Annotated in this window: 23 protein-coding genes; 10 read left to right on the top strand and 13 right to left on the bottom strand. The window is 63.1% G+C overall.

Annotated elements, in window-relative coordinates:
* The first annotated feature begins 61 nt into the window (after window positions 1–61).
* The gene (locus EPO50_RS04030) at window positions 62–1210 is read left to right on the top strand and encodes an efflux RND transporter periplasmic adaptor subunit (protein WP_296341369.1); all 1149 of its coding nucleotides are present in this window, start codon (window positions 62–64) and stop codon (window positions 1208–1210) included.
* A gap of 43 nt (window positions 1211–1253) precedes the next feature.
* Window positions 1254–4355, top strand: coding sequence for an efflux RND transporter permease subunit (locus EPO50_RS04025; RefSeq protein ID WP_296341368.1), 3102 nt, complete (start codon window positions 1254–1256; stop codon window positions 4353–4355).
* A 9-nt stretch (window positions 4356–4364) separates the two neighbouring features.
* Here EPO50_RS04025 and pcp read toward each other — a convergent pair whose 3' ends face one another.
* The 9 genes from pcp to EPO50_RS03980 all read right to left on the bottom strand — a co-directional run bounded on the left by pcp (window position 4365) and on the right by EPO50_RS03980 (window position 14392).
* The gene (gene pcp / locus EPO50_RS04020) at window positions 4365–5006 is read right to left on the bottom strand and encodes a pyroglutamyl-peptidase I (protein ID WP_296341367.1); all 642 of its coding nucleotides are present in this window, start codon (window positions 5004–5006) and stop codon (window positions 4365–4367) included.
* Between the two features lie 85 nt (window positions 5007–5091).
* Window positions 5092–5889 (bottom strand): xanthine dehydrogenase family protein subunit M, encoded by a 798-nt coding sequence (locus EPO50_RS04015; protein WP_296341366.1) that lies wholly within the window; start codon window positions 5887–5889, stop codon window positions 5092–5094.
* 13 nt (window positions 5890–5902) lie between these two features.
* On the bottom strand, window positions 5903–8290 hold the full coding sequence (locus EPO50_RS04010; RefSeq protein WP_296341365.1) for a xanthine dehydrogenase family protein molybdopterin-binding subunit: 2388 nt from the start codon (window positions 8288–8290) through the stop codon (window positions 5903–5905).
* A 4-nt stretch (window positions 8291–8294) separates the two neighbouring features.
* Window positions 8295–8780 carry a (2Fe-2S)-binding protein gene (locus EPO50_RS04005; RefSeq protein ID WP_296341364.1) on the bottom strand — a complete coding sequence of 162 codons (486 nt, stop codon included), beginning with the start codon at window positions 8778–8780 and terminating at the stop codon, window positions 8295–8297.
* 139 nt (window positions 8781–8919) lie between these two features.
* Window positions 8920–9519, bottom strand: a complete 600-nt coding sequence (locus EPO50_RS04000) for a carbon monoxide dehydrogenase subunit G (protein ID WP_296341363.1) — start codon at window positions 9517–9519, stop codon at window positions 8920–8922.
* Window positions 9520–9541: 22 nt separating this feature from the next.
* A complete protein-coding gene (locus tag EPO50_RS03995; protein WP_296341362.1) occupies window positions 9542–11473 on the bottom strand; it encodes a hypothetical protein in 1932 nt (643 codons plus the stop codon).
* Window positions 11474–11536: 63 nt separating this feature from the next.
* Window positions 11537–12634, bottom strand: a complete 1098-nt coding sequence (locus EPO50_RS03990) for a M14 family metallopeptidase (protein WP_296341361.1) — start codon at window positions 12632–12634, stop codon at window positions 11537–11539.
* Between the two features lie 10 nt (window positions 12635–12644).
* Complete coding sequence (locus EPO50_RS03985) at window positions 12645–13400, bottom strand: SDR family NAD(P)-dependent oxidoreductase (protein WP_296341360.1); 756 nt, start codon at window positions 13398–13400, stop codon at window positions 12645–12647.
* A 14-nt stretch (window positions 13401–13414) separates the two neighbouring features.
* Window positions 13415–14392, bottom strand: coding sequence for an NADPH:quinone oxidoreductase family protein (locus tag EPO50_RS03980; protein WP_296341359.1), 978 nt, complete (start codon window positions 14390–14392; stop codon window positions 13415–13417).
* A 106-nt stretch (window positions 14393–14498) separates the two neighbouring features.
* On the opposite strand from EPO50_RS03980, the gene EPO50_RS03975 reads away from it, so the two are divergent.
* The 4 genes from EPO50_RS03975 to EPO50_RS03960 are packed head-to-tail and all read left to right on the top strand — an operon-like array spanning window position 14499 to window position 17603.
* Window positions 14499–14954 (top strand): MaoC family dehydratase, encoded by a 456-nt coding sequence (locus tag EPO50_RS03975; RefSeq protein WP_296341358.1) that lies wholly within the window; start codon window positions 14499–14501, stop codon window positions 14952–14954.
* Window positions 14955–14960: 6 nt separating this feature from the next.
* Entirely contained in the window at window positions 14961–15821 is an 861-nt protein-coding gene (locus EPO50_RS03970) for a CoA ester lyase (protein WP_296341357.1), read from the top strand.
* 21 nt (window positions 15822–15842) lie between these two features.
* On the top strand, window positions 15843–16469 hold the full coding sequence (locus tag EPO50_RS03965) for an exopolysaccharide biosynthesis protein (RefSeq protein ID WP_296341356.1): 627 nt from the start codon (window positions 15843–15845) through the stop codon (window positions 16467–16469).
* 6 nt (window positions 16470–16475) lie between these two features.
* Complete coding sequence (locus tag EPO50_RS03960) at window positions 16476–17603, top strand: aromatic ring-hydroxylating dioxygenase subunit alpha (RefSeq protein WP_296341355.1); 1128 nt, start codon at window positions 16476–16478, stop codon at window positions 17601–17603.
* Window positions 17604–17625: 22 nt separating this feature from the next.
* Here EPO50_RS03960 and EPO50_RS03955 read toward each other — a convergent pair whose 3' ends face one another.
* Together EPO50_RS03955 and EPO50_RS03950 are read right to left on the bottom strand one after the other, a co-directional pair.
* On the bottom strand, window positions 17626–18792 hold the full coding sequence (locus tag EPO50_RS03955) for an acyl-CoA dehydrogenase family protein (protein WP_296341354.1): 1167 nt from the start codon (window positions 18790–18792) through the stop codon (window positions 17626–17628).
* Between the two features lie 11 nt (window positions 18793–18803).
* Window positions 18804–19724 (bottom strand): glutamate cyclase domain-containing protein, encoded by a 921-nt coding sequence (locus tag EPO50_RS03950; protein WP_296341353.1) that lies wholly within the window; start codon window positions 19722–19724, stop codon window positions 18804–18806.
* A 66-nt stretch (window positions 19725–19790) separates the two neighbouring features.
* Between EPO50_RS03950 and EPO50_RS03945 the strand changes: the two genes are divergently transcribed.
* Both EPO50_RS03945 and erpA read left to right on the top strand, forming a co-directional pair.
* Window positions 19791–20687, top strand: a complete 897-nt coding sequence (locus EPO50_RS03945) for a DMT family transporter (RefSeq protein ID WP_296341352.1) — start codon at window positions 19791–19793, stop codon at window positions 20685–20687.
* A gap of 93 nt (window positions 20688–20780) precedes the next feature.
* The gene (gene erpA / locus EPO50_RS03940) at window positions 20781–21113 is read left to right on the top strand and encodes an iron-sulfur cluster insertion protein ErpA (protein WP_296341351.1); all 333 of its coding nucleotides are present in this window, start codon (window positions 20781–20783) and stop codon (window positions 21111–21113) included.
* Between the two features lie 128 nt (window positions 21114–21241).
* Here erpA and EPO50_RS03935 read toward each other — a convergent pair whose 3' ends face one another.
* Window positions 21242–22663 (bottom strand): HEPN domain-containing protein, encoded by a 1422-nt coding sequence (locus EPO50_RS03935; protein WP_296341350.1) that lies wholly within the window; start codon window positions 22661–22663, stop codon window positions 21242–21244.
* Between the two features lie 67 nt (window positions 22664–22730).
* Here EPO50_RS03935 and xth point away from each other — a divergent pair, with 67 nt between their 5' ends.
* Both xth and EPO50_RS03925 read left to right on the top strand, forming a co-directional pair.
* Window positions 22731–23519, top strand: coding sequence for an exodeoxyribonuclease III (gene xth / locus EPO50_RS03930; protein WP_296341349.1), 789 nt, complete (start codon window positions 22731–22733; stop codon window positions 23517–23519).
* A gap of 16 nt (window positions 23520–23535) precedes the next feature.
* Complete coding sequence (locus tag EPO50_RS03925; RefSeq protein ID WP_296341348.1) at window positions 23536–24108, top strand: hypothetical protein; 573 nt, start codon at window positions 23536–23538, stop codon at window positions 24106–24108.
* Between the two features lies 1 nt (window position 24109).
* Here the strand turns inward: EPO50_RS03925 and EPO50_RS03920 are convergent, their stop codons facing one another.
* Window positions 24110–24877, bottom strand: coding sequence for an SDR family NAD(P)-dependent oxidoreductase (locus EPO50_RS03920; RefSeq protein ID WP_296341347.1), 768 nt, complete (start codon window positions 24875–24877; stop codon window positions 24110–24112).
* Window positions 24878–24893: the final 16 nt, after the last annotated feature.

The following is a 24893-nucleotide window of genomic DNA, read 5'->3' as shown; positions in this document are numbered from 1 at the left end:
TTAAGTTAACGGCGTTTAGCGTCTCTTACCCGCATTGTAAACGTCCGAAAGAAGGCCCGCCATGCGTCTCCCGACCTTTCGCTCGCCGAGCAAGTTCGCAACCAGGGTGGTCGCTTTCGCAGCGGCAGGCATTGCGCTGGCAGGCGGCGGCTTCGCCGTCTTTTCCTTCACTGCAAACGCATCGCGAGTCGCCGCCGCCGAACCCACGGTGCGGCCGGCGCGCGTTGCCGAGATCGCCTATCGGCGTCAGGCGCAGTCGCTGACCTTGGCGGGCACCGTGGTGCCGCGCATTGAGAGCACCCTGGGCTTCCGGGTGGCTGGCAAGATCGTCCGGCGCTCTGTCGACGTCGGCGCTGCCGTGAAGCCCGGCGACGTCATCGCCGAACTCGATCCCACCGATTATCGCCTGGCCGTGGACAACGCCCGCGCCGCCTTGGTTTCCGCCGAAGCCGATTATGCGCGCGCTAAGGCCGATCATGAGCGCTATCTCAATCTGCGCGGAAGCTCGGCCTTCATGTTGCAGACGCTCGACCAGCGCCAGTCACTCGCCTCGACCACGCTCGCCCGTGTCGATCAGGCCAAGAGCCAACTCGCAACGGCGGAGAACAATCTCGACTACACAGTGCTGCGCGCTGACGCCGCCGGCGTCGTGACCGCCGTCCAGGCCGAGGTTGGCCAGGTGATGGCGCAAGGACAGGGCGTTGTCCGCGTGGCGCGCCTCGACGAGCTCGAGATTCTGGTTGGTGTGCCGGAGCATCGCCTCAAGACCGTGCGCGAAGCGTCCGTGGCGAGCTTCGAGCTGTGGTCTGATCCCGGCAAGCGTCATGCAGCCCGGTTGCGCGAGCTGTCTCCCAGCGCCGATCCCGTGACCCGTACCTATCCGGCTCGTTTCAGCGTGTTGCAGCCGCCGGAGTTCATCGGCCTCGGCATGACGGCGACGCTTGTTTTCGAACGGCGCGACTCGGTGGCGGTCGCCGAGGTTCCGCTCTCCGCCATCTTCCAGCGCGGCACACAGCCTGCGGTCTGGGTGGTCGACCGCACCGCCGGCACCGTCGAACTGCGGCCGGTAACGATCGCGCGCTGGCGTGACGATACCGCTGCCATTGGCTCCGGCGTCAAGGATGGCGAGCTGATCGCCACGGCCGGCGTGCACAAGCTCGAGCATGGCCAGAAGGTCAGGCTGCTACCGCAGCAACAGGCCGGCCGCTAACCAACCCCGCCCAGCGCCCGCAACCCTCCGCGGAGAGATGGCCATGACCACGCGCACCAACCTGTCGGCGCTGGCGCTGAAGTACAGCACGTTAACGGTCTTCTTCATGATCGCGCTGACGGCGGCCGGCTTCTACGCCTTCTTCAATCTCGGCCGCGGCGAGGATCCGCCCTTCACCATCAAGCAGATGGTCGTGTCGGCCGCCTGGCCGGGCGCCACGTCGCGCGAGGTCGAGCAGCAGGTCACCGAAAAGATCGAGACCAAGCTGCAGGAACTGCCCTACTTCTTCAACGTGACGAGCTACACCAAGCCTGGCGAGACTGTGATCTACGTCTCGCTGCGCGACGATACTCCGCCGTCCAAGGTCTCCGACCTCTGGTACCAGGTGCGCAAGAAGGTCGGCGACATCAGGGCATCCCTGCCACAGGGTGTGATCGGCCCCTTCTTCAATGACGAATACGGCGACACCTACAGCCTGATCTGGGCCTTCGAGTCCGATGGCTTCTCGCCGGCCGAAGTTAAGGAGATCGTAAAAGCCGTACGCCAGCGGCTGCTGCGCGTTCCCGACGTCACCAAGGCCGACCTGATCGGCCTGCAGGACGAAAAGATCTACATCGAGTTCAGTCATGCGCGGCTCGCCATGCTGGGCGTGCCGGTGGACCAGATCCTCGACGTCGTGCGGCGCCAGAACGCGATCGTTGCCAGTGGTACGGTCGAGACCCGCGGCGAAAGGGTCGCCGTACGCGTCGATGGCGCCCCAACCTCGGCCGAGCAGATCCTGGCGCTGCCCTTCACGGCCAACGGCCAAACACTGACATTGGGTGATGTCGCGGAGATCAAGCGCGGCTACCAGGATCCACGGCAGATCGAGATGCGCTTCAAGAGCAAGCCGGTGATCGGGCTCGGCGTGGTGATGGCGCAGGGCGGTAACGTCCAGACCCTGGGTAAGACCCTCGAAAAGACCATGAAGGAGATCGAGGCAACCCTGCCGATCGGCATCACCGTCCATCGCGTTGCCAACCAGCCCGAGGTGGTCGAGAAGTCCTTCGACGAATTCATCTTCTCCCTGCTCGAGGCCCTCGCCATCGTGCTTGTCGTGTCGTTCATCAGCCTCGGCGTGCGCACCGGTGTGATCGTAGCGCTCTCGGTGCCGCTGGTGCTGGCCATCACCTTCGTCGCCATGCTGTTGCTCGGCATCGACTTTCAGCGCATCTCGCTCGGCGCCTTGATCATCGCGCTGGGTCTTCTGGTTGACGACGCCATCATCGCCGTCGAGATGATGATGGTGAAGCTGGAACAAGGTGCGAGCCGACTGGAGGCCGCGACCTTCGCCTATACCTCGACCGCCTTCCCCATGCTGACCGGCACGCTGGTGACGGCGATCGGCTTCGTGCCAGTGGGCTTCGCGCGCTCGAGCGCCGGTGAATACACCAACTCGATCTTCTGGGTCGTCGGCCTTTCGCTCATCATTTCGTGGTTCGTGGCCGTCCTGTTCACGCCCTGGATGGGTTACCACCTGCTGCCGCAGCCCAAGGTGCAACACCACAATCCCTATGGCAGCCGGCTCTATACGATGTTCCGCAAGCTGGTCGTGTGGTGCGTCACCTGGCGCAAGACCACGATTGCCATCACCGCGCTCGCCTTTGTGGCAGCCATGGCGGCGTTCGGTCTGGTCCAGAAGCAGTTCTTCCCCACGGCCAACCGGCCAGAGCTGATCGTCGACATGAAGCTGGCGCAGGGCGCGTCCTGGGCTGCTACCGACAAGGAAGTGCGCAAGCTCGAGAAGTGGCTGGGTGAGGATCCCGACGTCGCCTTCTACACGTCCTATGTCGGTGCCGGCAGCCCGCGCTTCTACCTGCCGACGGTACCGGAACTCGCCAACGCGAATTTCGGCCAGATCATCGTGATGACCAAGAGCCTCGAGGCCCGAGAGCGTGTGGTCGTTGCACTGGACAAGCTCTTTGCCCAGGATTTCGAGGCCGTCCGCGCCCGTGTGCAGCGCCTGCAGAACGGTCCACCCGTCAGCTATCCGGTAATGTTCCGTGTGCTGGGCGACGATCCGCAGCAGGTCCGGTCAGTCGCCGAGCGCGTGCGCCAGGTCTTCAAGGCCGATCCGGCGACGCGCGACATCAACTTCGACTGGAACGAGCTGGCCAAGTCCGTGCGGCTGGAGGTCGACCAGGCCAAGGCGCGCGCGCTGGGTGTCGACTCGCAGGCGCTGGGTAATGCCCTGCAGACGCTGCTGACAGGTGTGACCGTCACACAGTATCGCGACCGTACCGAGTCGATCGACGTGATCGCTCGTGCCGTCGCGCCCGAGCGACTGAGTATCGAGGGACTGGAGGCGATCAACCTGCGCACCGCCAATGGCGGTGTGGTTTCGCTGGCCCAGCTCGCGACGCTGAAGTTCGAGCTCGAAGAGCCGATCCTGTGGCGGCGCAACAAGGAGCTGCTGATGACCGTGCGGGCCGGTGTGGTCGACGGCGTGCAGGGTCCTGACGTTGCCGCCCGCATCGACAAGGCCCTGGCGCCGCTGCGCGCCGACCTGCCGGCCGGCTACCGCGTTGAAGTAGGCGGCGATTCGGAAGAGTCGGCCAAGAGCCAGGGCTCGATCTTCAAGATGATGCCCGTCATGGCCTTCCTGATGGTGCTGGTCCTGATGCTGCAACTCCAGAGCTTCTCCAAGCTCGCCCTGGTCATGCTGACTGCACCGCTGGGCCTGATCGGCGTGTCGCTGTTCCTGCTGCTGTTCAACCAGCCCTTCGGGTTCGTCTCCCTGCTGGGCGTGATCGCGCTTGCCGGCATGATCATGCGCAACTCGGTGATCCTGGTGGACCAGATCGACCAGGATATCCGCGCTGGCCATAGCGACTGGGATGCCGTGATCGACGCCACGGTGCGCCGCGCCCGGCCGATCCTACTGACCGCCGGCACGGCGATCTTCGCCATGATCCCGCTGTCCAGAAGCGTGTTCTGGGGCCCGATGGCCGTCGCCCTGATGGGCGGCCTGCTGGTGGCAACCGCCCTCACCTTGCTCTTCCTGCCTGCGCTCTACGCAGCGTGGTTCAGGGTGAAGAAGCCGTCTGCAACGGAGACGGCTCCGGCGCACCATTCGCCGTCAACACTCGCGATCGCGGCCGAATAGCTCCCGGGATCAGGAGATACGACCCTCTGCCGTATGGAGATCGCTCTCCCGGCTGGCGCTAACTTCGAGGATGATTTCGATACCTCGCACGATGTCACTGACCGACATGGACGGCGCACCGCCGAGCCGAGCCGCCTGCTCCGGCACGTAGGGTATGTGCAGGAAACCACCACGCATCGGGGCAGGATGCGACGCGGCAATGTCCATCAACGCGTAGAAGATGTGGTTGCAGACGAAGGTGCCAGCAGTGTTCGACACCGCAGCCGGTAGGCCAGCCTTGCGCATCGCCGCCACGCAGGCCTTGATCGGCAAGGTCGTGAAATGGGCCGCAGGACCGTCGGCCACCACCGGCTTGTCGATCGGCTGCTTGCCGTCATTGTCGCGGATGCGGGCATCCTGGATGTTGATCGCGACCCGCTCCAGGCAGAGTTCGGTGCGCCCGCCTGCCTGACCGACACAGAGAACGATATCGGGCTTGGCCTTGGCGATCGCCGCGCGCAGCACTTCGGCAGAACGGGCATACGAAGTCGGCAATTCGACCGTATGCACTGCGAGGCTGCCGATACGTTTCTTCAGCTTGCCGACGGCCAGCGACGACGGGTTGACCTCGTCGCCACCGAAGGGGTCGAAGCCTGTGACCAACGCCTTCATGCTGCACTCATCATAGATGCCATTCTAAAACAATAAGGGCGCCCGGTGAGGGCGCCCCTACGCTAGTCCTCCGGCAGAGGGACGACTACTTGTTGGCCGCGTCGACGGCGCGACGAGCCATCACGCCTACGAGATGGGCACGGTACTCCGCACTGCCGTGGATATCGCTGTTGAGATCATCGGCCGGGACCTTGATGTCCTTGATCGCCGCCGAGGTGAAGTTCTTGGCGAGCGCATCTTCCATCGCCTTGACGCGGAACACGCACGGGCCGGCACCCGTCACCGCTACGCGCACGCCGCCGGCCGTCTTGGCGACGAATACGCCCACCATCGCGTAGCGCGACGCCGGGTTGGGGAACTTGATGTAGGCCGCCTTCTCCACCTTCGGAAAGCTGATCGAGGTGATCAGCTCGCCTTCGCTCAGTGCCGTCTCGAACAGGCCCTTGAAGAAGTCGTCGGCCGTATGCTTGCCGGTGTTGGTGGTGATCGTGGCATTGAGCGCCACGACCGCCGCCGGATAGTCGGCTGCCGGATCGTTGTTGGCCACTGAGCCGCCCATGGTGCCACGGTTGCGGACCGCCGGATCACCGATATGACCGGCCAGCGAGGCCAGCGCGGGGATGTTGGCTTTCACGTCGGCCGAGGTCGCGACGTCACCGTGCTTGGTCATGCCGCCGATCACGACGTTGTTGCCCTCGACCTTGATGCCGGCCAGCTCCTTGATGGCGCCGAGATCGACAATGTCGCTCGGCCGGGCCAGGCGCTGCTTCAGCGTCGGGATCAGGGTCATGCCGCCCGACATCGGACGGGCTTCTTCCTTGCCCTTCAGCAGGGCAACGGCATCGGCAACCGACTTCGGACGATGGTAAGCAAAATCGTACATCTCAATCCTCCCGTTACTCGGCCGCTTTGCGCTGCGCACCCTGGATGGTCTGCCAAACGCTGAGCGGCGTGGCAGGCATCGGGACGTGCGTGACGCCGAGTGGCGCCAGTGCGTCGTGGACGGCATTCATCACGGCGGCAGGTGCGGCAATCGCACCGGCCTCGCCGCATCCCTTCACGCCCAGCGGGTTGTGTGGGCAGGGCGTGATCTTGTTGCCGAGCTTGAACGACGGCACGTCGTCGGCGCGCGGCATGGTGTAGTCCATGTAGGAGCCGCTGAGCAGCTGGCCCGTTTCCTTGTCGTAGACGGCGTTCTCCAGCAGCGCCTGGCCGACACCCTGGACGATGCCGCCGTGAACCTGGCCCTCGACGACCATAGGATTAATGATGTTGCCAAAATCGTCGACCGCAGTGTGGTTGACGACCTCGACGACGCCGGTATCGGGGTCGATCTCGACCTCGCAGATCTGCGTGCCGGCCGGATAGACGAAGTTCGACGGATCGTAGAACGCGTTCTCGTCCATACCGGGCTCGAGTTCCTCGAGCGGGTAGTTGTGCGGCACGTAGGCAGCGAACACCGCAGCTCCGAGCGGCACATTCTTGTCGGTGCCGGCGACCTTGAAGTTGCCGTTCTCGAAGACGACGTCGGCGACCGACGCCTCCATGAGATGGGCCGCGATCTTCTTGCCCTTGGCGATGATCTTGTCGGCCGCCTTCATGATTGCCGAACCGCCGACCGCGAGGGAACGCGAACCGTAGCTCCCCATGCCAAACGGCGTCGTCGCCGTGTCACCATGGACGACCTCGACGGTTTCGATCGGAATACCGAGCTTGTCCGACACGAGCTGGGCGAAGGTCGTCTCATGACTCTGGCCGTGGCTGTGCGCACCGGTCAGGACCTGGACATTGCCCGTCGGGTTGAACTTGATCTGGGCCGACTCCCACTGGCCGACACCGCCACCCAACTGACCGATGACCCGTGAGGGGCCAAGGCCGCAGGCTTCGATGTAGGACGAGAAGCCGATGCCGCGCAGCTTGCCACGCGACTTAGCCTCGGCACGACGACCCTCGAAGCCCTTGTAGTCGGCGATCTTGATCGCCTCGTCGATGATCGGCGGGTAGTTGCCCGAATCGTACTGCAGAGCCACCGGCGTCTGGTACGGGAAAGCCTCTGTCGGAATGAAGTTCTTGCGGCGCAGCTCCGCCGTATCGACCTTCAGCTCCGCCGCCGCCTTGCTGACGATCGTCTCAATCACGAAGGTCGCCTCGGGACGGCCGGCGCCGCGATAGGCATCGACCGGCGCGGTATGCGTGAGCGCCGCCTTCACGTTGGCGTAGATAAGCGGCGTCGTGTACTGACCGGCCAGCAGCGTGGCGTAAAGATAAGTCGGCACGGCCGTCGAGAAGGTCGAGAGATAGGCGCCCATGTTGGCGATGGTCTCGACCTTGAGCGCCAGGAACTTGTGGTCCTTGTCGAGGGCGAGCTCGGCATGGGTGACATGGTCGCGCCCGTGCGCATCGGTCATGAACGATTCGGCACGCTCCGCCGTCCATTTGATCGGCCGGCCGACACGGCTGGACGCCCAGCACACCATCGTCTCTTCGTTGTAGCAGAAGATCTTGCTGCCGAAGCCGCCGCCTACGTCGGGGGCAATGACACGCAGCTTGTGCTCGGGGATACCCAGCACAAAGGCCGACAGGATCAGGCGCAGCACATGCGGGTTCTGCGAGGTCGACCAGAGCGTGTAGTTGCCCGTGCCCTTGTCGTATTCGGCCGCCGCTGCGCGTGGCTCCATCGCGTTGGGGATCAGCCGGTTGTTGACGATGTCCATCTTGGTGACGTGCGCCGCCTTGGCGAACGCAGCCTCGACATCGGCCTTCACGCCGATCTCCCAGTCATAGATCAGATTGCCCGGCGCCTCGGCCGCGTGAACCTCCGGCACACCCTTGTCGAATGCGCGCGCAAGATCGACGTTCGCCGGCTTCACGTCGTAGTCGACATGGATTGCTTCGGCGGCGTCCTTGGCCTCGTCGTGGCTGTTGGCCACGACCATCGCCACCGTATCGCCGACATAGCGCACGGTATCGAGCGCCATCACCGGGTGCGGCGGTGACTTGTGCGGCTCGCCGTGCTTGTCCTTGACCACCCAGCCGCAGATCAGTCCGCCGACCTTCGCATCGGCAATGTCCTTGCCGGTGAAGATCTCGACCACGCCGGGCATGGATTTCGCCGCCGAAACGTCGATGCTCTTGATCTTCGCATGGGCATGCGGCGAACGCAGGAAATACGCGTAAGTCGCCCGTGCGAGGGGCAGATCGTCGACATAGCGACCGGTGCCGGTAAGGAAGCGCTGGTCTTCCTTCCGCTTCACCCGGGCGCCGATTCCGGTTTCGGCGGTCATGGCTCTACACCCCTGCTGACTTCATGGCCGGCGCAGCGGCCAGAATTGCCTTCACGATGTTGTGGTAGCCTGTGCAGCGGCAAAGGTTGCCCTCGAGTTCGCGACGCACCGTCGCCTCGTCGAGCTGGTAATTGTGGCGCTTCACCATGTCGATCGCGCTCATCACCATGCCCGGCGTGCAGAAACCGCACTGCAGGGCGTGATTTTCGCGGAAGGCTTCCTGCATCGGATGCAGCTTGTCGGCACTTTCCGCCAGGCCTTCGATCGTGATGACCTTGGCGCCTTCGGCCTGGACGGCCAGCATGGTGCAGGACTTCACCGACTTGCCATCGACATCGACGACGCAGGCGCCGCACTGGCTGGTGTCACAACCGACGTGAGTGCCGGTCATGCCGAGATGCTCGCGCAGGAATTGAACCAATAGCGTGCGCGCCTCGACCTTGCCCGAGACGGCCTTGCCGTTGACGGTCATGGCGACGGAAATGGTCATTACTCTTCTCCCTCAACGTATTGGTTCGCGCGAGCCGCGCCAGAGCAGGCCCGCCGGGCATTGGATGAACTCTCGCAAGCCCGTCACATTGTGGTCAAGTGAATTGGCGGTTTCGCCGGCGAGTCGCAGCCTAAGGCTGCTAACGACTCGCAATAAAGACGAGAATCAGCACAACTGCGCCCGCGCCGATGATCAGCCAGTGCTTGTAGCCGCGCTGCGCTGCAGCGGAAGACGCTGGAGCCGCGACAGGAGCTGGAGCTGCCGTCTCGGCAGGTGCAGCAGCAGCTTCGGCTGGCGGCGGGCTGCCGACCATGGTGGCAAACTTGCTGAAGAATTCGTCAGCCAGTTTCTTCGCTGTGCCGTCGATCAGGCGGGCGCCGACCTGGGCGATCTTGCCGCCGACCTGGGCGTCGACGTTGTAGTTCAGGATGGTATCGCCGCCGTCCTCTTTCAGCGCCACGACGGCGCCCCCCTTGGCGAAACCGGCCGCTCCACCCTGCCCTTCGCCGGAAATCCGGTAGCCATTGGGCGGGTCGAGGTCCGACAAGGTCACCTTGCCCGAGAAGGCCGCACTGACCGGCCCGATGCGCATGCGCACCTTGGCCTTCATTTCGGTGTCGGAGGTCTTTTCCAGCGATTCGCAGCCCGGAATGCAGGCCTGCAGAATGGCCGGATCGTTCAGCGCCGCGAAAACCTTCTCGCGCGGGGCCGCGATCCTGTACTCACCCTTGATTTCCATTCGGTAACTCCCGGCAAAGCGCCTACCACTTGCTGGTATAGGAGTCCGGCGGCGGTTCTGCCAGTGGTTCGCGTATGGAGACGTAGATGGTCGCCAGGTAGGGCACGGCCATGAGCAGTGCCAGGAAGGCAAACCAGTTGGCCTGGGTGTTCCAGAACAGGGTCCGGATCACCCAACGCCCGCCATCCGCCGAGACGAAACCACCGGAGCCGCCATCGTGCAGCTTGATTGCGCCCTCCGTCACCACCATCACGATGGCCCAGAAGATCAGCATGCCCGCCAGGAAGATCTCGGGCAGAACCGGCTCGAAGCGGCTGAACCGACGGTCCATGCGGACGAACCCACGGCTGCCGTCGTAGCCCAGCAGTCGGCCAAACGAGAGGGCCTTGGCGATGCGATGGTCGCGCGACACTGGCTCGCTGCGCAAGATGGTGATGGTCTTCCAGACCATGAGCACGACGCTCGGGATTACGAAGCTCCAGATCGGGAAATCGCGGTAGCGGCCATCGATGGCGATCTGGCGGAACCAGTCGCCGATCCGGATCACCCCGTCGTACCAATCGATGCTGATCACGATCAGGTAGAAGATGCAGAGTACCGTGAGCACGAGATAGAGCATCTGCGCCAGCAGATCGGCGCGTTGCAGGATCCGGTAGCGCGGTAGCTCCCGCCAGCTATGCCAGGCCTCACGCACGCGCGCGCCATAGAGCGACGGGTCGGCCATTTTTCCGGTCAGGCTGTCGGCAATGCCACGCAGCAACGCATAGCTGAACAGGGCCAACAAAAGGGCCCAGAAAACGACCCCGACCGAGCGCTCGAAATAGAAGGCGCGCGACAGGTCGATCCATGTCGCCTGGACGTAACAGGTCGCCACGATCTGAGCAAAAGCGGCGAAAATTATGATGCCTTTCCAGGCCGACGACCGGCGCAGGCTGACATAGGCCAGCAGCAGCAAGGCCCCGACGATCGTCGATACCGCGAACAGGAGCTGCCACTTCGGCTCGGCGCTCACTGGCTTGCCGAGCTCGAATTTGTCATCGCGCTGGGCATCGAGCAGGCCCCAGGCGGCGCCGACCGTGCCCTCCTGCCGCGCTTTCCAATATTGGTCGAAGGCTTCGATGACGTTGTAGTCGAACTTCTCCCGCTCTGCCGCTGACCGGAAGATCGAGAAGAACTTCACCTGCTCGACCCTGCCTGGCCGGGCATCGGACCGCATACGGCCGTCGCTCGGCCAGCCGGTTTCGCCGATCACGATCTTCTTGTCGGGAAAGCGCGCCTGCACCTTTTTGTAGATGTCGACCAGGTGCTTCTCGATGGCGAGCTTGCCGTCGGCTTCCTTACGCTCAAGGCCGATCGGCTCGTCTTCCCAGTAAGGCAGGATATGAATGGTGATGAAGTCGACTTCGTCGGCGAGCTGCGGGTTGCGCAGCCAGAACTCCCAGACATCGGCATAGGTCACCGGCTGGGAGACGCGCTGCTTCACCTGGCGGATGTAGCGCCGGAGCTGGTTGGCGGTCAGGTCCTTGCGCAGCAGGACCTCGTTGCCGACGATCACCCGCTCGACCGTATCTTTGTATTTGTTGGCGTGGTCGATCAGCAGGTTGATCTGCTCGAGATTCTCTTTCTCGTTATTGTTCAACCAGGCGCCGTGCCAGACCTTGAGGCCGTACTTGCCGGCCCGCTGTGGCACTGTCTCCAGATTCTCACCCGCAGAATAGGTCCGGACCGCCCCAACCTTGCCCTGGAGACGCTTCAGGTCACTCTCAATCTGGTCAGGTGTCGGGAAGGTGCGCGTCAGCGGGCTCTGGCCCGGCCGATAAGGCGCGAAGGAAACACTTTGCAGGGGCGCTGTGGTCCAACCGGCGATCTCGACCGGCTTGTTGGGGTACCACCACCAGAGATAATTCAGCGCTGCAACGACCACGAAGGCGAGGAGCGCCACAAGGGCACGCATGAAGAGGCTTTTAGCAGGATCGCCGCCCGGGCGTATGGCTTTTCCGGGGCTTGTCCCCAATAGCTAGAGCGCGCCCCGCTGCAGCCCGGCAATGGCCTGTCGGACGACCTGATGGCCGCGGAACAGCACCGCTTCCTTCCAGTCATCGGTCTCCGGGTAGAATTGCCGGCGCATCGCGGCGCGCACCGCCCCGGCCTCCTTCCCCCACGGGTCGCCATATTTGTGCAACCAGTGATCCGCCCGGAAAGCCCTCTGACCGCTTTCGCGGTCGAAGGTTCCGTATTCCAGTGTGCACATAGTGAGACGGGTCTTAGGCTCCTGCAGCACGCGGTTCAGCCCGTAATGGCCCAGGCCATCGCGCGCCTGGGACGCTGTCTGGCCGCGCTTGGACTCCGTCACCGACTCGCCCCAGAAGGCGCGCACACGGCGCGAGGCCGGCGTGTCGATATCGAAGTGCGTGATCGGTTCGCCATAGCCGTAAGGGCCAAGGCCGGTATGGAAGTCGATGACCGCTACGTCACTGCGGTCCTTGAGGTACTGCTCGACGATGGCATGCAGGGTCCGATTGGACCACGCGGGCCCGCCGCCGCCGAAGAACATGCCGTCGGGATGGCTGTACTGGCCGCCCGAGACTGCACGGAAGAATTCGATATCACCGACCTTCTTGCGATAGGCCGCGAGCCGTGCATCCGCCGCCGCCTTGCCCTGTTCGCTAAAATCCTCCGGCACGAGATCGTCGGCGATCTCAAGATAGCCCTTGTTCACGGGATAGGGCTTGCTGTGGTCGACATAGTTACGGTTGAGGTCGTTGCCCTCCTCCGTCACCCGGCGTGTCCAGGCAAAGCCATAGGGGTTGATGGCGTGGACAAACAGTGCCGCCGTTCCGTCCGGTAGGCCCGCCGCACCCGTCGACGCCAGCCAATCGACCTGAAAGCCGGAGCCACAATAGCCCTCGACGCCATGAGTGGACGAGATGGTGACGACGACCTTCGACGCATCCTGCGGCCCGAGCCAGGCGAGATCGGTCGACAGCGCCTCGCCCTTGGGGCCCTTGGTCGGATTGTCATAGCGATGAGTCCAGGCATCGGCGATGCGCGCCGCCGCCAGAAACTTGTCGCGGGCCTCGTCGTAGCTGGTCGCAAAGGAATGGACGCCGGACATGGGCTCCTCCTCAGGTGCGCAGGGTCAGGCCACCATCGACCACAAGTTCATGGCCGGTAATGAAATCGGCTTCGTCCGAGGCCAGCAACAGGGCACCCCGGGCGATGTCGATGGGCTGGCCGAGCCGGCGCAGCGCCGCCTTCTTCTCCCAGACCTCGCGGATTTCCTGCTTGTCGAAGTTGGTCTGCGTCATGCCGGTATAGATCGCACCGGGACAGACGTAGTTGGCGGTGATGTTGAACTTGCCGAGTTCAAGCGCGAGCGTCCGGGTCAGGCCGCCGACGCCGGCCTTCGATGCGCAATAGGCAGCGAGGCCATAATCGGTGTCGAACGCCATCACCGAGGCGGTGTTGACGATACGCGCTCTGCCCTTTTCCCTGGCCCGCAGCTTCAGGGCCGGGATGGCTTCACGACAGAGCCGGAACATCGCGCGCACGTTGACATTGTTCACGCGATCCCACTGCTCGTCGGTCATTTCCTCGACGAAGGCCCGCCCGCTGACGCCGGCGTTGTTGAACAGGATGTCGATGGCGCCGAACTCGGCAAGGGCCGCCGCCACGATCTTCTTCGGTGCATCGTCGCCCGTGATATCGGCGGCGAAGGCCAAGATCGCATTGCTGCCGGCATGCGCCGTCGCAATGGCCGATTCCGGCCGGTCGACCGCCAGCACCTGGGCGCCTTCGTCGGCGAAGAGCTTGGCGGACGCCGCGCCAATACCCGACGCAGCGCCTGTCACGATAGCGATCTTACCGGCGAGCCTGCCCATCGATTCCTCCCGGTTCAGGCGATGTTGATGATGACCTTGCCAGTCGCCTTGCGCGACAGCAGGGCATTCATGGCCTCGGCGGCCTTCTCCAACGGGAAACGCATGGAGATATGGGGCTTGAGCTTGCCCTCGCCGTACCACTTCAACATCTCATCGAAGTTCTTGCGGGCCTCGGCCGGCTCGCGACCACGCCAGGCACCATAGAACACGCCGCGCACATCGCAGCTCTTCAGCAGGGCCAGATTGGCCGGCAGCGATGGAATGCGACCCGCTGCGAAGCCCACCACCAGCAGGCGCCCGTACCAGGCGATGCAGCGCACCGACTCGTCGAACGCATCGCCACCGACCGCGTCATAGATGATGTCCGCGCCGTTGCCGCCGGTCAGCTCCTTGACCTTGTCGCGCATCTTCTCCTTGGCGTAGTTCACGAACATCGTGGCGCCGTACTTGCGGCAGATCTCCATCTTCTCGTCGGAGCCGACCGCCGCGATCACCTTCAGGCCCATCAATGCGCCCAGCTCGACGGCGGTGAGGCCGACGCCACCCGACGCGCCTGTGACCAGGAGCGTCTCGCCTGGCTTGTAGCTGCTGCGCTGCTTCAATGCGTAGTACGAGGTGCCGTAGGTCATCGTGAAGGCGGCGCCGTCTTCGTAGCTCATGTTCTGTGGCATCGGCAGGAGGCTGCCCTGGTCCACCACGGCCTCGGTGGCATAGCCACCATGGCCGATCATGCCGATGACGCGATCGCCAACTTTGTACCCCGTGATGCCCTCACCCACTTCGGTGATGTCGCCCGCGATCTCGTGGCCCGGCGCGAAGGGGCGCGGCGGCTTGAACTGATACTTGTCGGCGATGATCAGCGTGTCGGGAAAGTTGACGCCCGCCGCCTTGACCGCCACGCGAACCTGGCCCTTGCCCAATGGCTTGGACGGAATCTCGACCAGCTTCAGGCTCTCCGGTCCGCCCGCCGTTTCGCTCAGCATTGCGCGCATCAATTCGCTCCCGTCATCGCTGTTCCGTCCTATGGCGACATTGATACGATGGCGAACCGGGCAGCGTCCATCCATGCTATGACGCAGCACTTTCGCGGGGAGGAAAATGGCAGGTCTGTATTACGAAGAATTCACGGTCGGGCACGTGTTCGAACACGCATGGACACGCACGGTCACTGAAATGGACAATGTCTTGTTCAGCTCGCTCACCATGAACGTGCAGCCACTGCATATCGACGAAGAGTTCGCCTCCAAGACCGAGTTCGGCCAGCGCATCGTCAACAGCCTGTTCACGCTGGGCCTTATGATCGGCATCACCGTCAACGACACGACACTCGGCACGACTGTGGCCAACCTCGGCATGACCGACGTGCGCTTTCCTAAACCCGTATTCCACGGTGACACACTGCGTGTCCGCACGAAGGTGATGAGCCTGCGCGAGAGCAAGTCCCGTCCGGATGCCGGCATCGTCGAATTCTCGCATGAAGCCATCAATCAGCGCGGCGAAATCGTCGCGGAGTGCACCCGCCAGGCGCTGATGCGCAAGAAACCGAAGGGCTGAGAGAAGATGCGTTCATTCCTGTTCGTTCCCGCCGATTCCGAGCGCAAGCTCGCCAAAGGTCCGGCCTCGGGTCCCGATGGATTGATCCTGGACCTGGAGGATTCGGTCGCGACGGATCGCAAGAAGGTCGCGCGCGACATGGCGCTCGCCTATCTGAAGTCGGCCAATCGCACTGGCCCCAAGCTCTATGTCCGCGTCAATGCGCTCGATACCGGCCTGACTTTGGGAGATCTTGCCATCGTCATGCAGGGCAAGCCCGATGGCATCGTGTTCCCGAAATGCGTCGGACAGGCCAATCTCGATCTGCTGGCCACCTACCTCGACGCGTTCGAAGCGCGCGAGGGCATCGAAGCCGGGTCGACTCGAATCCTGACCATCGCCACGGAGAGCGCCGCGGCGATCCTGGCGCTGACGGCGGCGCCTGCGAAACATGCGCGCCTCATGGGCCATTCCTGGGGTGGCGAGGATCTGATGGCCGACCTCGGCGCATTGGCCAAAGGCCCCTCGCCCGGCGTCTACGACGACACATTCCTCATGGCGCGCACGGTCAACCTGATGGCCTCGGTTGCCGCCGGCGTCACCGCCTACGACACGGTCTATCCCGACATCAAGAACATCGAGGGACTGCGCGCCGAAGCGCAGGTCGCGCGGCGTATGGGCTATGGTGGCAAGATCGCCATCCATCCGGACCAGGTTGCTGTCATCCATGAGGTCTTCACGCCTACCGCGAGTGAGATCGACTGGGCCAAGCGTGTCGTGGCGACCTTCGAGAGCAACCCCAATGCAGGCGTCCTGACGATGGATGGCAAGATGCTCGACAAGCCGCACCTCGTGCTGGCCCGCCGCCTGCTGGCGCGAGCGGGCTAAAGCAGCCGACTTGGGGGCCGGATGAAGGACAATTTCGGTCTCTACACGACGCTCGACCGGCTGTTCGGTGGAGACCCGGCGTCTGTCCTGACGCTCGACGAGTTCCTGAAAGGTCTCGAAGGCCGCTCCTATGCCTTCGCGATCATGGCCCTCAACATGCCGAACATCGTGCCGTCGGGTATTCCCTGGCTGTCGACTGTAACCGGCGTGCCCATACTGATCCTGCTCGCGCAGTTCTTCTCCGGCCGCCTCGTGCCGTCGCTGCCGCGCGCGATAGGCTGCCGCGGCCTGTCGCGCGGCAAGCTGCAGACTTTCCTCAAGCGTGCGCATCGCTACATCGACTGGCTCGAGAATGCGGTGCACGCCCGCTACGAATGGTGGGTGAACGGCATGCCGCGGCGCCTGCTGCTGGCGGCCTGGGTGATCAACGCGGTGATCCTCGCCCTGCCGATTCCCTTCGACAACCTCTTCCCGTCGATCGCCATCCTGTTCTTCTGCTTCGCTTTGATCGAGGATGATGGACTGATGGCCATGCTGGGCTGGCTGTTCACGGCGATCACCGCGGTCTGGACGGTTTTTCTCCTGATGGTCGGCCATGCCGCCGTGATTGCTGCCCTCGGAGTGCTTCGCGACTTTATCTTCGGTTGATGCCACATGACTCAGGGCAATGAGACCGCCTCGAACCTGCTTGCCGCCCTCGATCGTGGGGAATCGCTGCCTGCCCGTTGGTACACCGATCCGTCGATCACCGAGCGGGAGGTCGCCCAGGTCTTTCGCAAGAGCTGGAACTACGTCGGCCCGCTGTCGCAACTTGCTGCAATCGGCGATTACGTGACCGGCTATGCCGGCGGCGTACCGGTGGTGGTCGTCCGCAACGAGCACGGATTGGCCGGCTTCGTGAACGTCTGCCGGCATCGCCGGCACGAGGTCATGAAGGGGCGCGGCAACGCCAAGTTAATGCAATGCGGCTACCACGCCTGGACATATGATCTTGCCGGCGGCCTGCGGCAGGTGCCGCGTTCGGCCGCCGAACCGAACTTTCGGGTCGAGGATTATCCGCTGCTGCCGATTCGTGTCGAAGCACTCGGCCCTTTCGTGTTCGTCCATCTCGATGCCAATGCCCGACCAGTCCATGACTACTACGGACCGATCCTCGACATCATCGCCGGCAGCGGTGTCGTCCTCGACACGCTTCAGCCCTACAGCTGCGAGGAATGGCAGTCGCACGCCAACTGGAAGACGATGCTGGAGAATTACCTGGAGTGCTACCATTGCGCGGTCGCTCATCCGGGTTTCAATGCGGCGATTGACGTTCGGCCGGACGCCTATACTCTGACCGCCCATGGATGGTTTTCAAGCCAGAGCGGCCAGGTGCGCCCGTCGGCCCTGCAAGGCAAAAGCAAGATCAAGCTCTACGATGTAGCGGGCGACGTCACCCAGTCGCAGTATCATTTCCTGTGGCCCAACGTGACCATCAACATCAATCCGGGCTTTCCCAACTTGTCGATCGACGTCTGGATACCCGACGGACCCAATGCGACCAAGGGTTTCTCCGAGCAATTCTTCGGTCCTGGGGTCAGCGCGGAGTTTGCCCAATCGCTGGTGGCCTTCAACAAGCAGGTCGCCAAGGAAGACGACACGCTGACCGATTCAGTACAGCGTGGCCTCTTAGGCGGCCTTCCCGATCGCGGCCGTTTCCTCACGAACAGCGAACACCTCGTCATCCATTTCCAGAAGATGGTGGCGAACGCCATCTTCGGCCAGTCGACGGAAGCTCCCTAGCTCCTGCTATCCGGCCTCTCGATCAGTACGAGCGTGGCAGTCCCAGCACGTGCTCGGCCACAAAGTTCAGGATCATGTTGGTCGAGATCGGCGCCACCGTGTAGAGGCGCGCTTCGCGGAACTTGCGCTCGACGTCGTACTCCTCGGCAAAGCCGAAGCCGCCATGCGTCTGGACGCACATCTCGGCCGCCGCCCACGAGGCTTCCGACGCCAGCATCTTGGCCATGTTGGCCTCGGCGCCGGCATTGATGCCCGCCTCGTACATCGCCGCCGCCTTGCGCACCATCAGGTCGGCTGCCTCGATCTGTGTATAGGCGCGCGCGATGGGATACTGGACGCCCTGGTTCTGGCCGATCGCGCGACCGAACAGCTTGCGCTCCTTGGCGTAGTTCACCGCCTTCTCGATGAACCACTTGCCGTCGCCGATGCACTCCGAGGCGATCAGCACGCGCTCGGCGTTCATGCCGGAGAGGATGTAGCGGAAGCCCTGCCCCTCCTCGCCGATCAGGTTTTCGGCGGACACTTCCATGTTGTCGAAGAACACTTCGGTGCTGTTGTGGTTCATCATCGTGCGGATCGGCCGGATGGTGAGGCCCTTGCCCAGTGCCGAGCGCATGTCGACCAGGAACACCGACAGGCCTTCCGTCTTCTTCTTGGTCTGGTCGCGCGGCATGGTGCGGGCGAGCAGAAGCATCAGGTCGGAATGCTCAGCGCGGCTGGTCCACACCTTCTGTCCGTTCACGACGTAGGTGCTGTTGTCCCTCTTCACCGCCGTGGTGCGCAGGCTCAGCGTATCGGTGCCGCTCGACGGCTCGGTGACGCCGAACGCCTGCAAGCGCAGTTCGCCAGTGGCGATCTTCGGCAGGTAGCGCTCCTTCTGCTCCTTGCTGCCGTGCCGTAGCACTGTGCCCATGATGTACATCTGGGCGTGGCAGGCCGCGGCGTTGCAGCCGGCCTTGTGGATCTCCTCCAGCACCGCGCTCGCCGCCGAGATGCCGAGCCCCGCGCCGCCATATTCCTCGGGGATCAGGATCGACAGCCAGCCCGCCTCCGTCAGCGCCTTCACGAAGGCCGTCGGATAGCCGCGCTCGCGGTCCAGCTCCCGCCAGTAGCTGCCGTCAAACTTGAGGCAAAGTTGGCGAACGGCGTCGCGGATCTCGGGGTGCGTCGGGGCGTAAGGATTATCCATGGCGGCGCAAACTAGTCCGCTGCCTGCCCCCAGGCAATGCGACCAAGCTCGTCGACCAGCGGACCATGAACATCGGGGCCAAAGCCGTCCACGGTAGGTTCGCGCAGCGCCGTGACGCCGTCGACAGCACCGGCTTTGTCGACGACAGCGCGCGTGACAGCCAGGTCGCGTTCTGCTGTCAGGAATTTCGCAATCGTCGGCTGCCAGTCAGGTCGCAACACCGCCAGCGCCGCCATCAACCCATAGGCACCCCAGTTCGACACGCCGGCGACGGTCAGGTGATCGCACGAGGTGACGCAGGCGATCTCGGCACCATTGGGAACAGTGCGCGCGATCAGCCCGGCCGGCAGCTGGCCCATGCCGACTTCGTTGCCGCCGTCGCCGACCGCGAGCTTCTTCCAGGGCCCGCCCAGGAAGAGGTCATCCAGTGGCGCCGTCCAGGGCGAGACGTCGACCCCGCGCATGTTGCGCGGCTTGCCGTCGACGGAGCGCCCGCACCGCTCGATGGCAATCGCATGACTGAGCGAGGCAGCCCGCCAGTCGCCGACCAGCCTGTCGAGGGCAGCCCGATCCGAAACGGCAACCTCATCGACCGCGATGGCCACACCGGTCGCGGCAACCGCCGCGCGCACCGCGTCGGCGCACGGTGTGTCCGTCGCGATGCGGGCGGGAACGCCACACGCTGCCAACGCCGCCGCCAGCAAGGCCGTCCCGACGGGACCATCGGTTTCGGGGGCGGCAACATCGCCACGGGGCACGAAGAAACCGGTGATCAGCCCGACGGACGTCGCCTGCGCCAAATCCCGCACTGCGTCGCCGAGCCCGCCGGCATTCGCGGCAATCAGATCTGCCGTCTTGCGGCCGACATCGCGACACACCAAAGCTTCGATGGCGGCGAGGCGCCTCGTCTGCTCACTTAACTTTGTCGACATAAACCTACACGCCCCCTCGCGAACTTCACTTTACGAAAGGATGCGGCGCGAGCCAAATAGCGCACCTTGTCAAATGTTCCCGCGCCGTCGCCGCTGCACGGCATCTACTTCAAGCTGAGCGCACTCGTGTTGTTCTGCACCATGGACGCCATGGTGAAGGCGCTGGGCGGCACCTACGGATCGTTCCAGATGATGCTGTTCCGCAGCGGCATCGCCTTGCTTCCTGTCGCCGTGATGATCTGGCATGCCGGCGGCCTCCGGGCCGTTCGTAGCACCCGGCCGGGCCTGCAAGCGGTTCGCGTCTGCATCGGCATCTGCAGCATGTTCGGTTTCTTCTACGTCTTCCCGCGCATGCCGCTGGTTGACGCCTACGCTATTTCCTTCGCGTCGCCGCTCTTCATGGTTGCGCTCTCCGTGCCGATACTGGGCGAACCGGTCGGCTGGCGGCGCTGGACGGCGGTCGCCGTGGGCTTCATCGGCGTGCTGATCATGCTCGATCCCTGGGGCATCCAGTTCCACGCCATCTCGCTGATCGTCCTGGCGGCAACCTTTTGTTACGCCCTGTCGACGGTGATGGTCCGGCTGCTCAGCCGGCACGACAAGGACGTCGTTACCCTCTTCTGGTTCGCGTTCTGCGCCAGCCTCGTGTCCCTGGTCGGCGCGATCCCCGAGTGGAAATGGCCGCCTTTCCTCGACTGGGTGTGGCTGATCACCCTGGGCCTGCTGGGCGGGTTCGCGCAGATCCTCATCACCCGCGCCTGGCGGTTGGCGCCGGCTGCGGTGCTGGCTCCTTTCGATTACGCCTCGATCGTGCTGGCCGTCGCCTTCGGCTACCTCTGGTTCAGAGAGGAGCCGTCCTGGACGGTCTGGTACGGCCTGCCACTGGTCATCGGCTCCGGCCTGTACATCCTGTACCGCGAGCGCGTGCGGGCCCGGGAACGGGCAAAGGCCGTTTCGTCCTGACCGTTTGGCCCTTTCCCCTAGCCACTCTAAGGGTATGGCTGGGTTCCAATGCGCAGCATTGACGAACCGGCCCGCCAACCACATCTTGTAGGCATGATCGACACCTCTTTCTCTGTGACCCCGAATGCGGCCAAGCGGATCGCCTTCCTGGCCTCCAAGGAAGCCAAGCCCGTGATGATGCGGGTGGCGGTGCTGGGCGGCGGCTGCTCGGGCTTCCAGTACAACTTCTCGTTCGAGGAACAGCGCAACGACGACGATCTCGTCATCGAGCGCGACGGCGCGGCGGTGTTGGTCGACAGCACTTCGCTGGAACTGCTTCAGGGCAGCGAGCTCGACTACGTCGAGGAAATGGTCGGTGCGTCGTTCCAGGTGAAGAACCCGAACGCCACGTCGTCCTGCGGCTGCGGCAACTCCTTCAGCGTGTGATCCTGCCGCGATGAAGATCGCGACTTGTAGAATTGGACACAGATTTAGACTGCCGCTTGCAGGCTCACGAACGACCCGCCCTTCAAGTCAACCGTAGTCGAAGAACTATGGCAGGTCGGATCCATAAGTTAGGGCCATGCAATGCCGTAACTACAGCGTTGCAGATTGTTGCAAAAAGTTTGGTGCTTCTCTTTGAGGTCAACCTTCGTGAGAACTTCACGATAGAGGTTTTCGGCTATTATCTGGATAAGCTTAACGTTGTTTTCCAGTGCCGACCTGTTGCCCGAATGTACGAGTGATGATCTGATATTGTAAAGGCGCTTTAGAACAGAGGCAAATTCAAGGCGCTGCGTGTTGTCAGAAGTCCAAATAGCAGCGGCGTGACGGGCTATCGTTTGAACGACCGGAGCAGATTTATCGTCTGTAGACAATAAAGCCTCAATTGCTGTGAAATGGTGTAGTAGCCGCTCAGACTTGTCGAGAGATTGGCGTCCCCGGGTAAGCCAGCCTAAGCCACGACTTGTCCGCTCCGCGACACTTCCGCTGGGTGGATTGCACAACAAATCCGCTTTGGCCTTGAACGCACTTGCGTTCGCCATCGTTACCGTAGCTGAGTCAATCTCGTACGCAGCAGGCGTATATAGCCCGCCGAATTGTACGCTGTTCCCAGTATACTTGACCCCAATCCTTTGCCCTGAGTCCCAATACCAAGGATGAGGCTCAACGTCGCCCGTGTTGGGATAACGGTGTCCATTTCCTTGATAACTAAGTCTAAGCAAGCCAACCATTACGTCAGCTAACCATTTGGCCTCTTCCTCTGCGAAACCAAGCGCTGCTTCAACTTTTACCACCCAGCAGACGGCTGGCAGATCGACTATCATAGGCGACCCATTCGTAACAGTGAACGCTTGCCCCGCCCGCATTACAACCCTTGGATTGCGGGGGTTGTAAGTGGCAACAACGTCGGCGGTAAACGCTGCCTCTACCACTCCGAGCTGAATTGACCGAACGCCACCCGAGAACAAGGTCAGATAGTTTGGTAGTATGAATTCAAGCGGAACTCCCACATCAGACAAAATCCGCTGTCTTACGTTGAGTGCCGCAGCACTAGGGGCCAGCTTGTTACGTGCTGACATATGTGCGGAGTCGAATGCCACATCTTGAATCGTCTTCGAGTGAGCTGCTTTCGGACCGAGGAGCCGAGAGGCGCGCTCAACTAGTTTTTGCAACGCGTCCCGCAGGGGGGCGGTCAGCTCTACCGTACTTCCGTCGAAGTAGATCCGCCCTCCTCGGCTGATCATTGTTCCGAGGTCAACCGACGCTGTGGTCCAAGATTTGTTATACTCGTCGATGAAATCACTAGCAGCCAGCTCGAAGTCTTTGTCAGAGATTTGGTTTATGTTCTTTGCCAAGTGCAGGCTCGCTCTAGTATCCAAGGACGCATACCATGCAATATTTTGAGCACCATGCACCATCGTCATTACGACGTTGTGGTTAAATTGTGTAGCCGCCGTCGCTGCAGGATTGGGCTGCTCAACAGTAAAAAGCATAGCTGGACGAGTGACTCGGCGGATTGGTTAGTGAATAGAGCTTTAAGAAAGCTAGGACTTTTGCCCAATGAAGATCGCGACCTGGAACGTCAATTCCGTCCGCAAGCGGACCGGAAATCTGGTTTCGTGGCTGGAGCGCGCCAAGCCGGACGTCGTCGTGCTGCAGGAAATCAAGGCACAGGAACCGCAGTTCCCCGTCCTCGAGGTCGAGGCTGCCGGCTACAAGGTGGCGATCGTGGGCCAGAAGGGCTTCAACGGCGTCGCCCTTCTCTCCTTGCATCCGTTCGATGTCACCGCCCGCGCCCTGCCCGGCCATGTCGATGACGAGCCGGCGCGCTATGTCGAGGGACGCATTCATACGCCCCGCGGACCGCTCACCGTAGGCGGTATCTACCTGCCCAACGGCAATCCGATCGGCACCGAGAAATTCACCTACAAGCTCGCCTGGATGGAGCGGCTGTTCAGCCACGCCCGCGAGCTGCTGGCACGCGAGGAGATGTTCGTGCTGGGCGGCGACTACAATGTCTGCCCGACCGAGGTCGACGTCTTCAATCCCATTGCCTTCTCTGGCGACGCTCTCTGCCAGCCGGAGTCGCGCGCGGCGTTGCGCAAGCTGCTCAATCTCGGCCTGACCGATGCCGTCCGCGCCTTCCACCCCGAGGATGCGCACTACACCTTCTGGGATTACCAGGCCGGCGCCTGGCAGAAGGACAATGGCCTCCGGATCGACCATCTGCTGCTCTCGCCGCAGGCGGCCGACCGGCTGACTGCTGTCGGCATCGACAAGGCCGAGCGCGGCATGACCGAACCATCGGACCACGTGCCCGTCTGGTGCGAGCTCGACGCCGCGGCCTGAGGGCCGGCTTTCCAACATGCTGCTGAAGCGCCGCTTTCTCGACGGGATCGTGGACGGATCGATCTCGCTCATCTTCCGGCGTTGGCGCAAGCCGACGGTGAAGGCAGGCGGTACCCTGAAAACGGCGATCGGCGTCCTAGCGATCGAAGAGGTCGACGTCGTGCCCTTGACGACGATCACCGCCCTGAACGCCAAACGAGCTGGCTATTCCTCGCTCGACGAGTTGAAGGCCGAGCTTTCCAAACGTGGCGAGGGCGATGTCTACCGGATCAAGGTCCGGCATGTTGGTGCCGACCCGCGGATAGCCCTGCGGAGCAAGTCGCGGATCGGTAGTGTCGAGTTCGTCGCCCTGCTCGCACGCCTTCAACGATTGGATGGCACCACGCCTTGGGTGAAGCGCACGCTCGCCCTGATCGCACGCCATCCCGGCCGGCGTGCAGCCGAGCTGGCAGCCGAACTCAAGCAGCAGACAGCACCCTTCAAGCTCAATGTCCGTAAGCTGAAGGCGTTTGGTCTGACGGAAAGCCTGGAGGTCGGCTATCGCCTGTCGCCGCGTGGCCGGACCGTGCTGGCCCGGCTCGGCAAATAGCCTACTCGGCGCCGGCGCCGATCACGCCGCCGTCAGCGATGATGCACTGGCCGCAGACGAAATTGCCGGCCTTGGAGGCAAGGAACACGGCCACGCCGCCGATATCGTCGGGCTGGCCGATGCGCTTCAGGGCGGCCTTGTTCTCCTGCGCGGCGCGGATCTGCGGATTGTCCCACAGCGCCTTGGCGAAGTCGGTCTGGATCAGGCCGGGAGCGATCGCGTTGACCCGGATGTTGTGCTTTCCCCACTCCATGGCCAGCGACTTCACCAGCGACAGGTCGGCGGCCTTGCTCATGTTGTAGGCCGCAATATGCGCCGACCCGACCAGCGCGCCGATCGACGAAACGATGATGAAGGCGCCGTCCTTCCGCTCCGCCATCTCCGGTCCGACCATGTTCATCAGCCAGAGATTCGACATCACGTTGTTCTGCATGATCTTCTGGAACACATCCTCCTTCAGGCCGGTCAGCGGGCCGAAGTAAGGATTGGACGCGGCATTGCAGACCATGATGTCGATCTTGCCGTAGGCCTTGCGCGCCGCAGCGACCAGATTCTCGAGCTGGGCCTTGTCGGAGATGCTGGCGGCCACCGCAGTCGCCTCGCCACCCTTTTCCTTGATGCCCTTCACGACCTCCTCGCAGGCCGGCAGCTTGCGGCTGGAAACGACGACCTTGGCACCGTGCGCTGCCATCTGCTCGCAGATCGAGCGGCCAATGCCGCGGCTGCCGCCGGTCACAACGGCCACCTTGCCGGAAAGGTCGAACATCATCGGTCGTCTCCTGAAT

Origin of the sequence: Reyranella sp., assembly GCF_004297405.1 — a bacterium.
Classification (GTDB): Bacteria; Pseudomonadota; Alphaproteobacteria; order Reyranellales; family Reyranellaceae; genus Reyranella.
The sequence above is the reverse complement of the archived record's forward strand: the minus strand, read 5'-3'. Positions and strand labels throughout refer to the sequence as shown.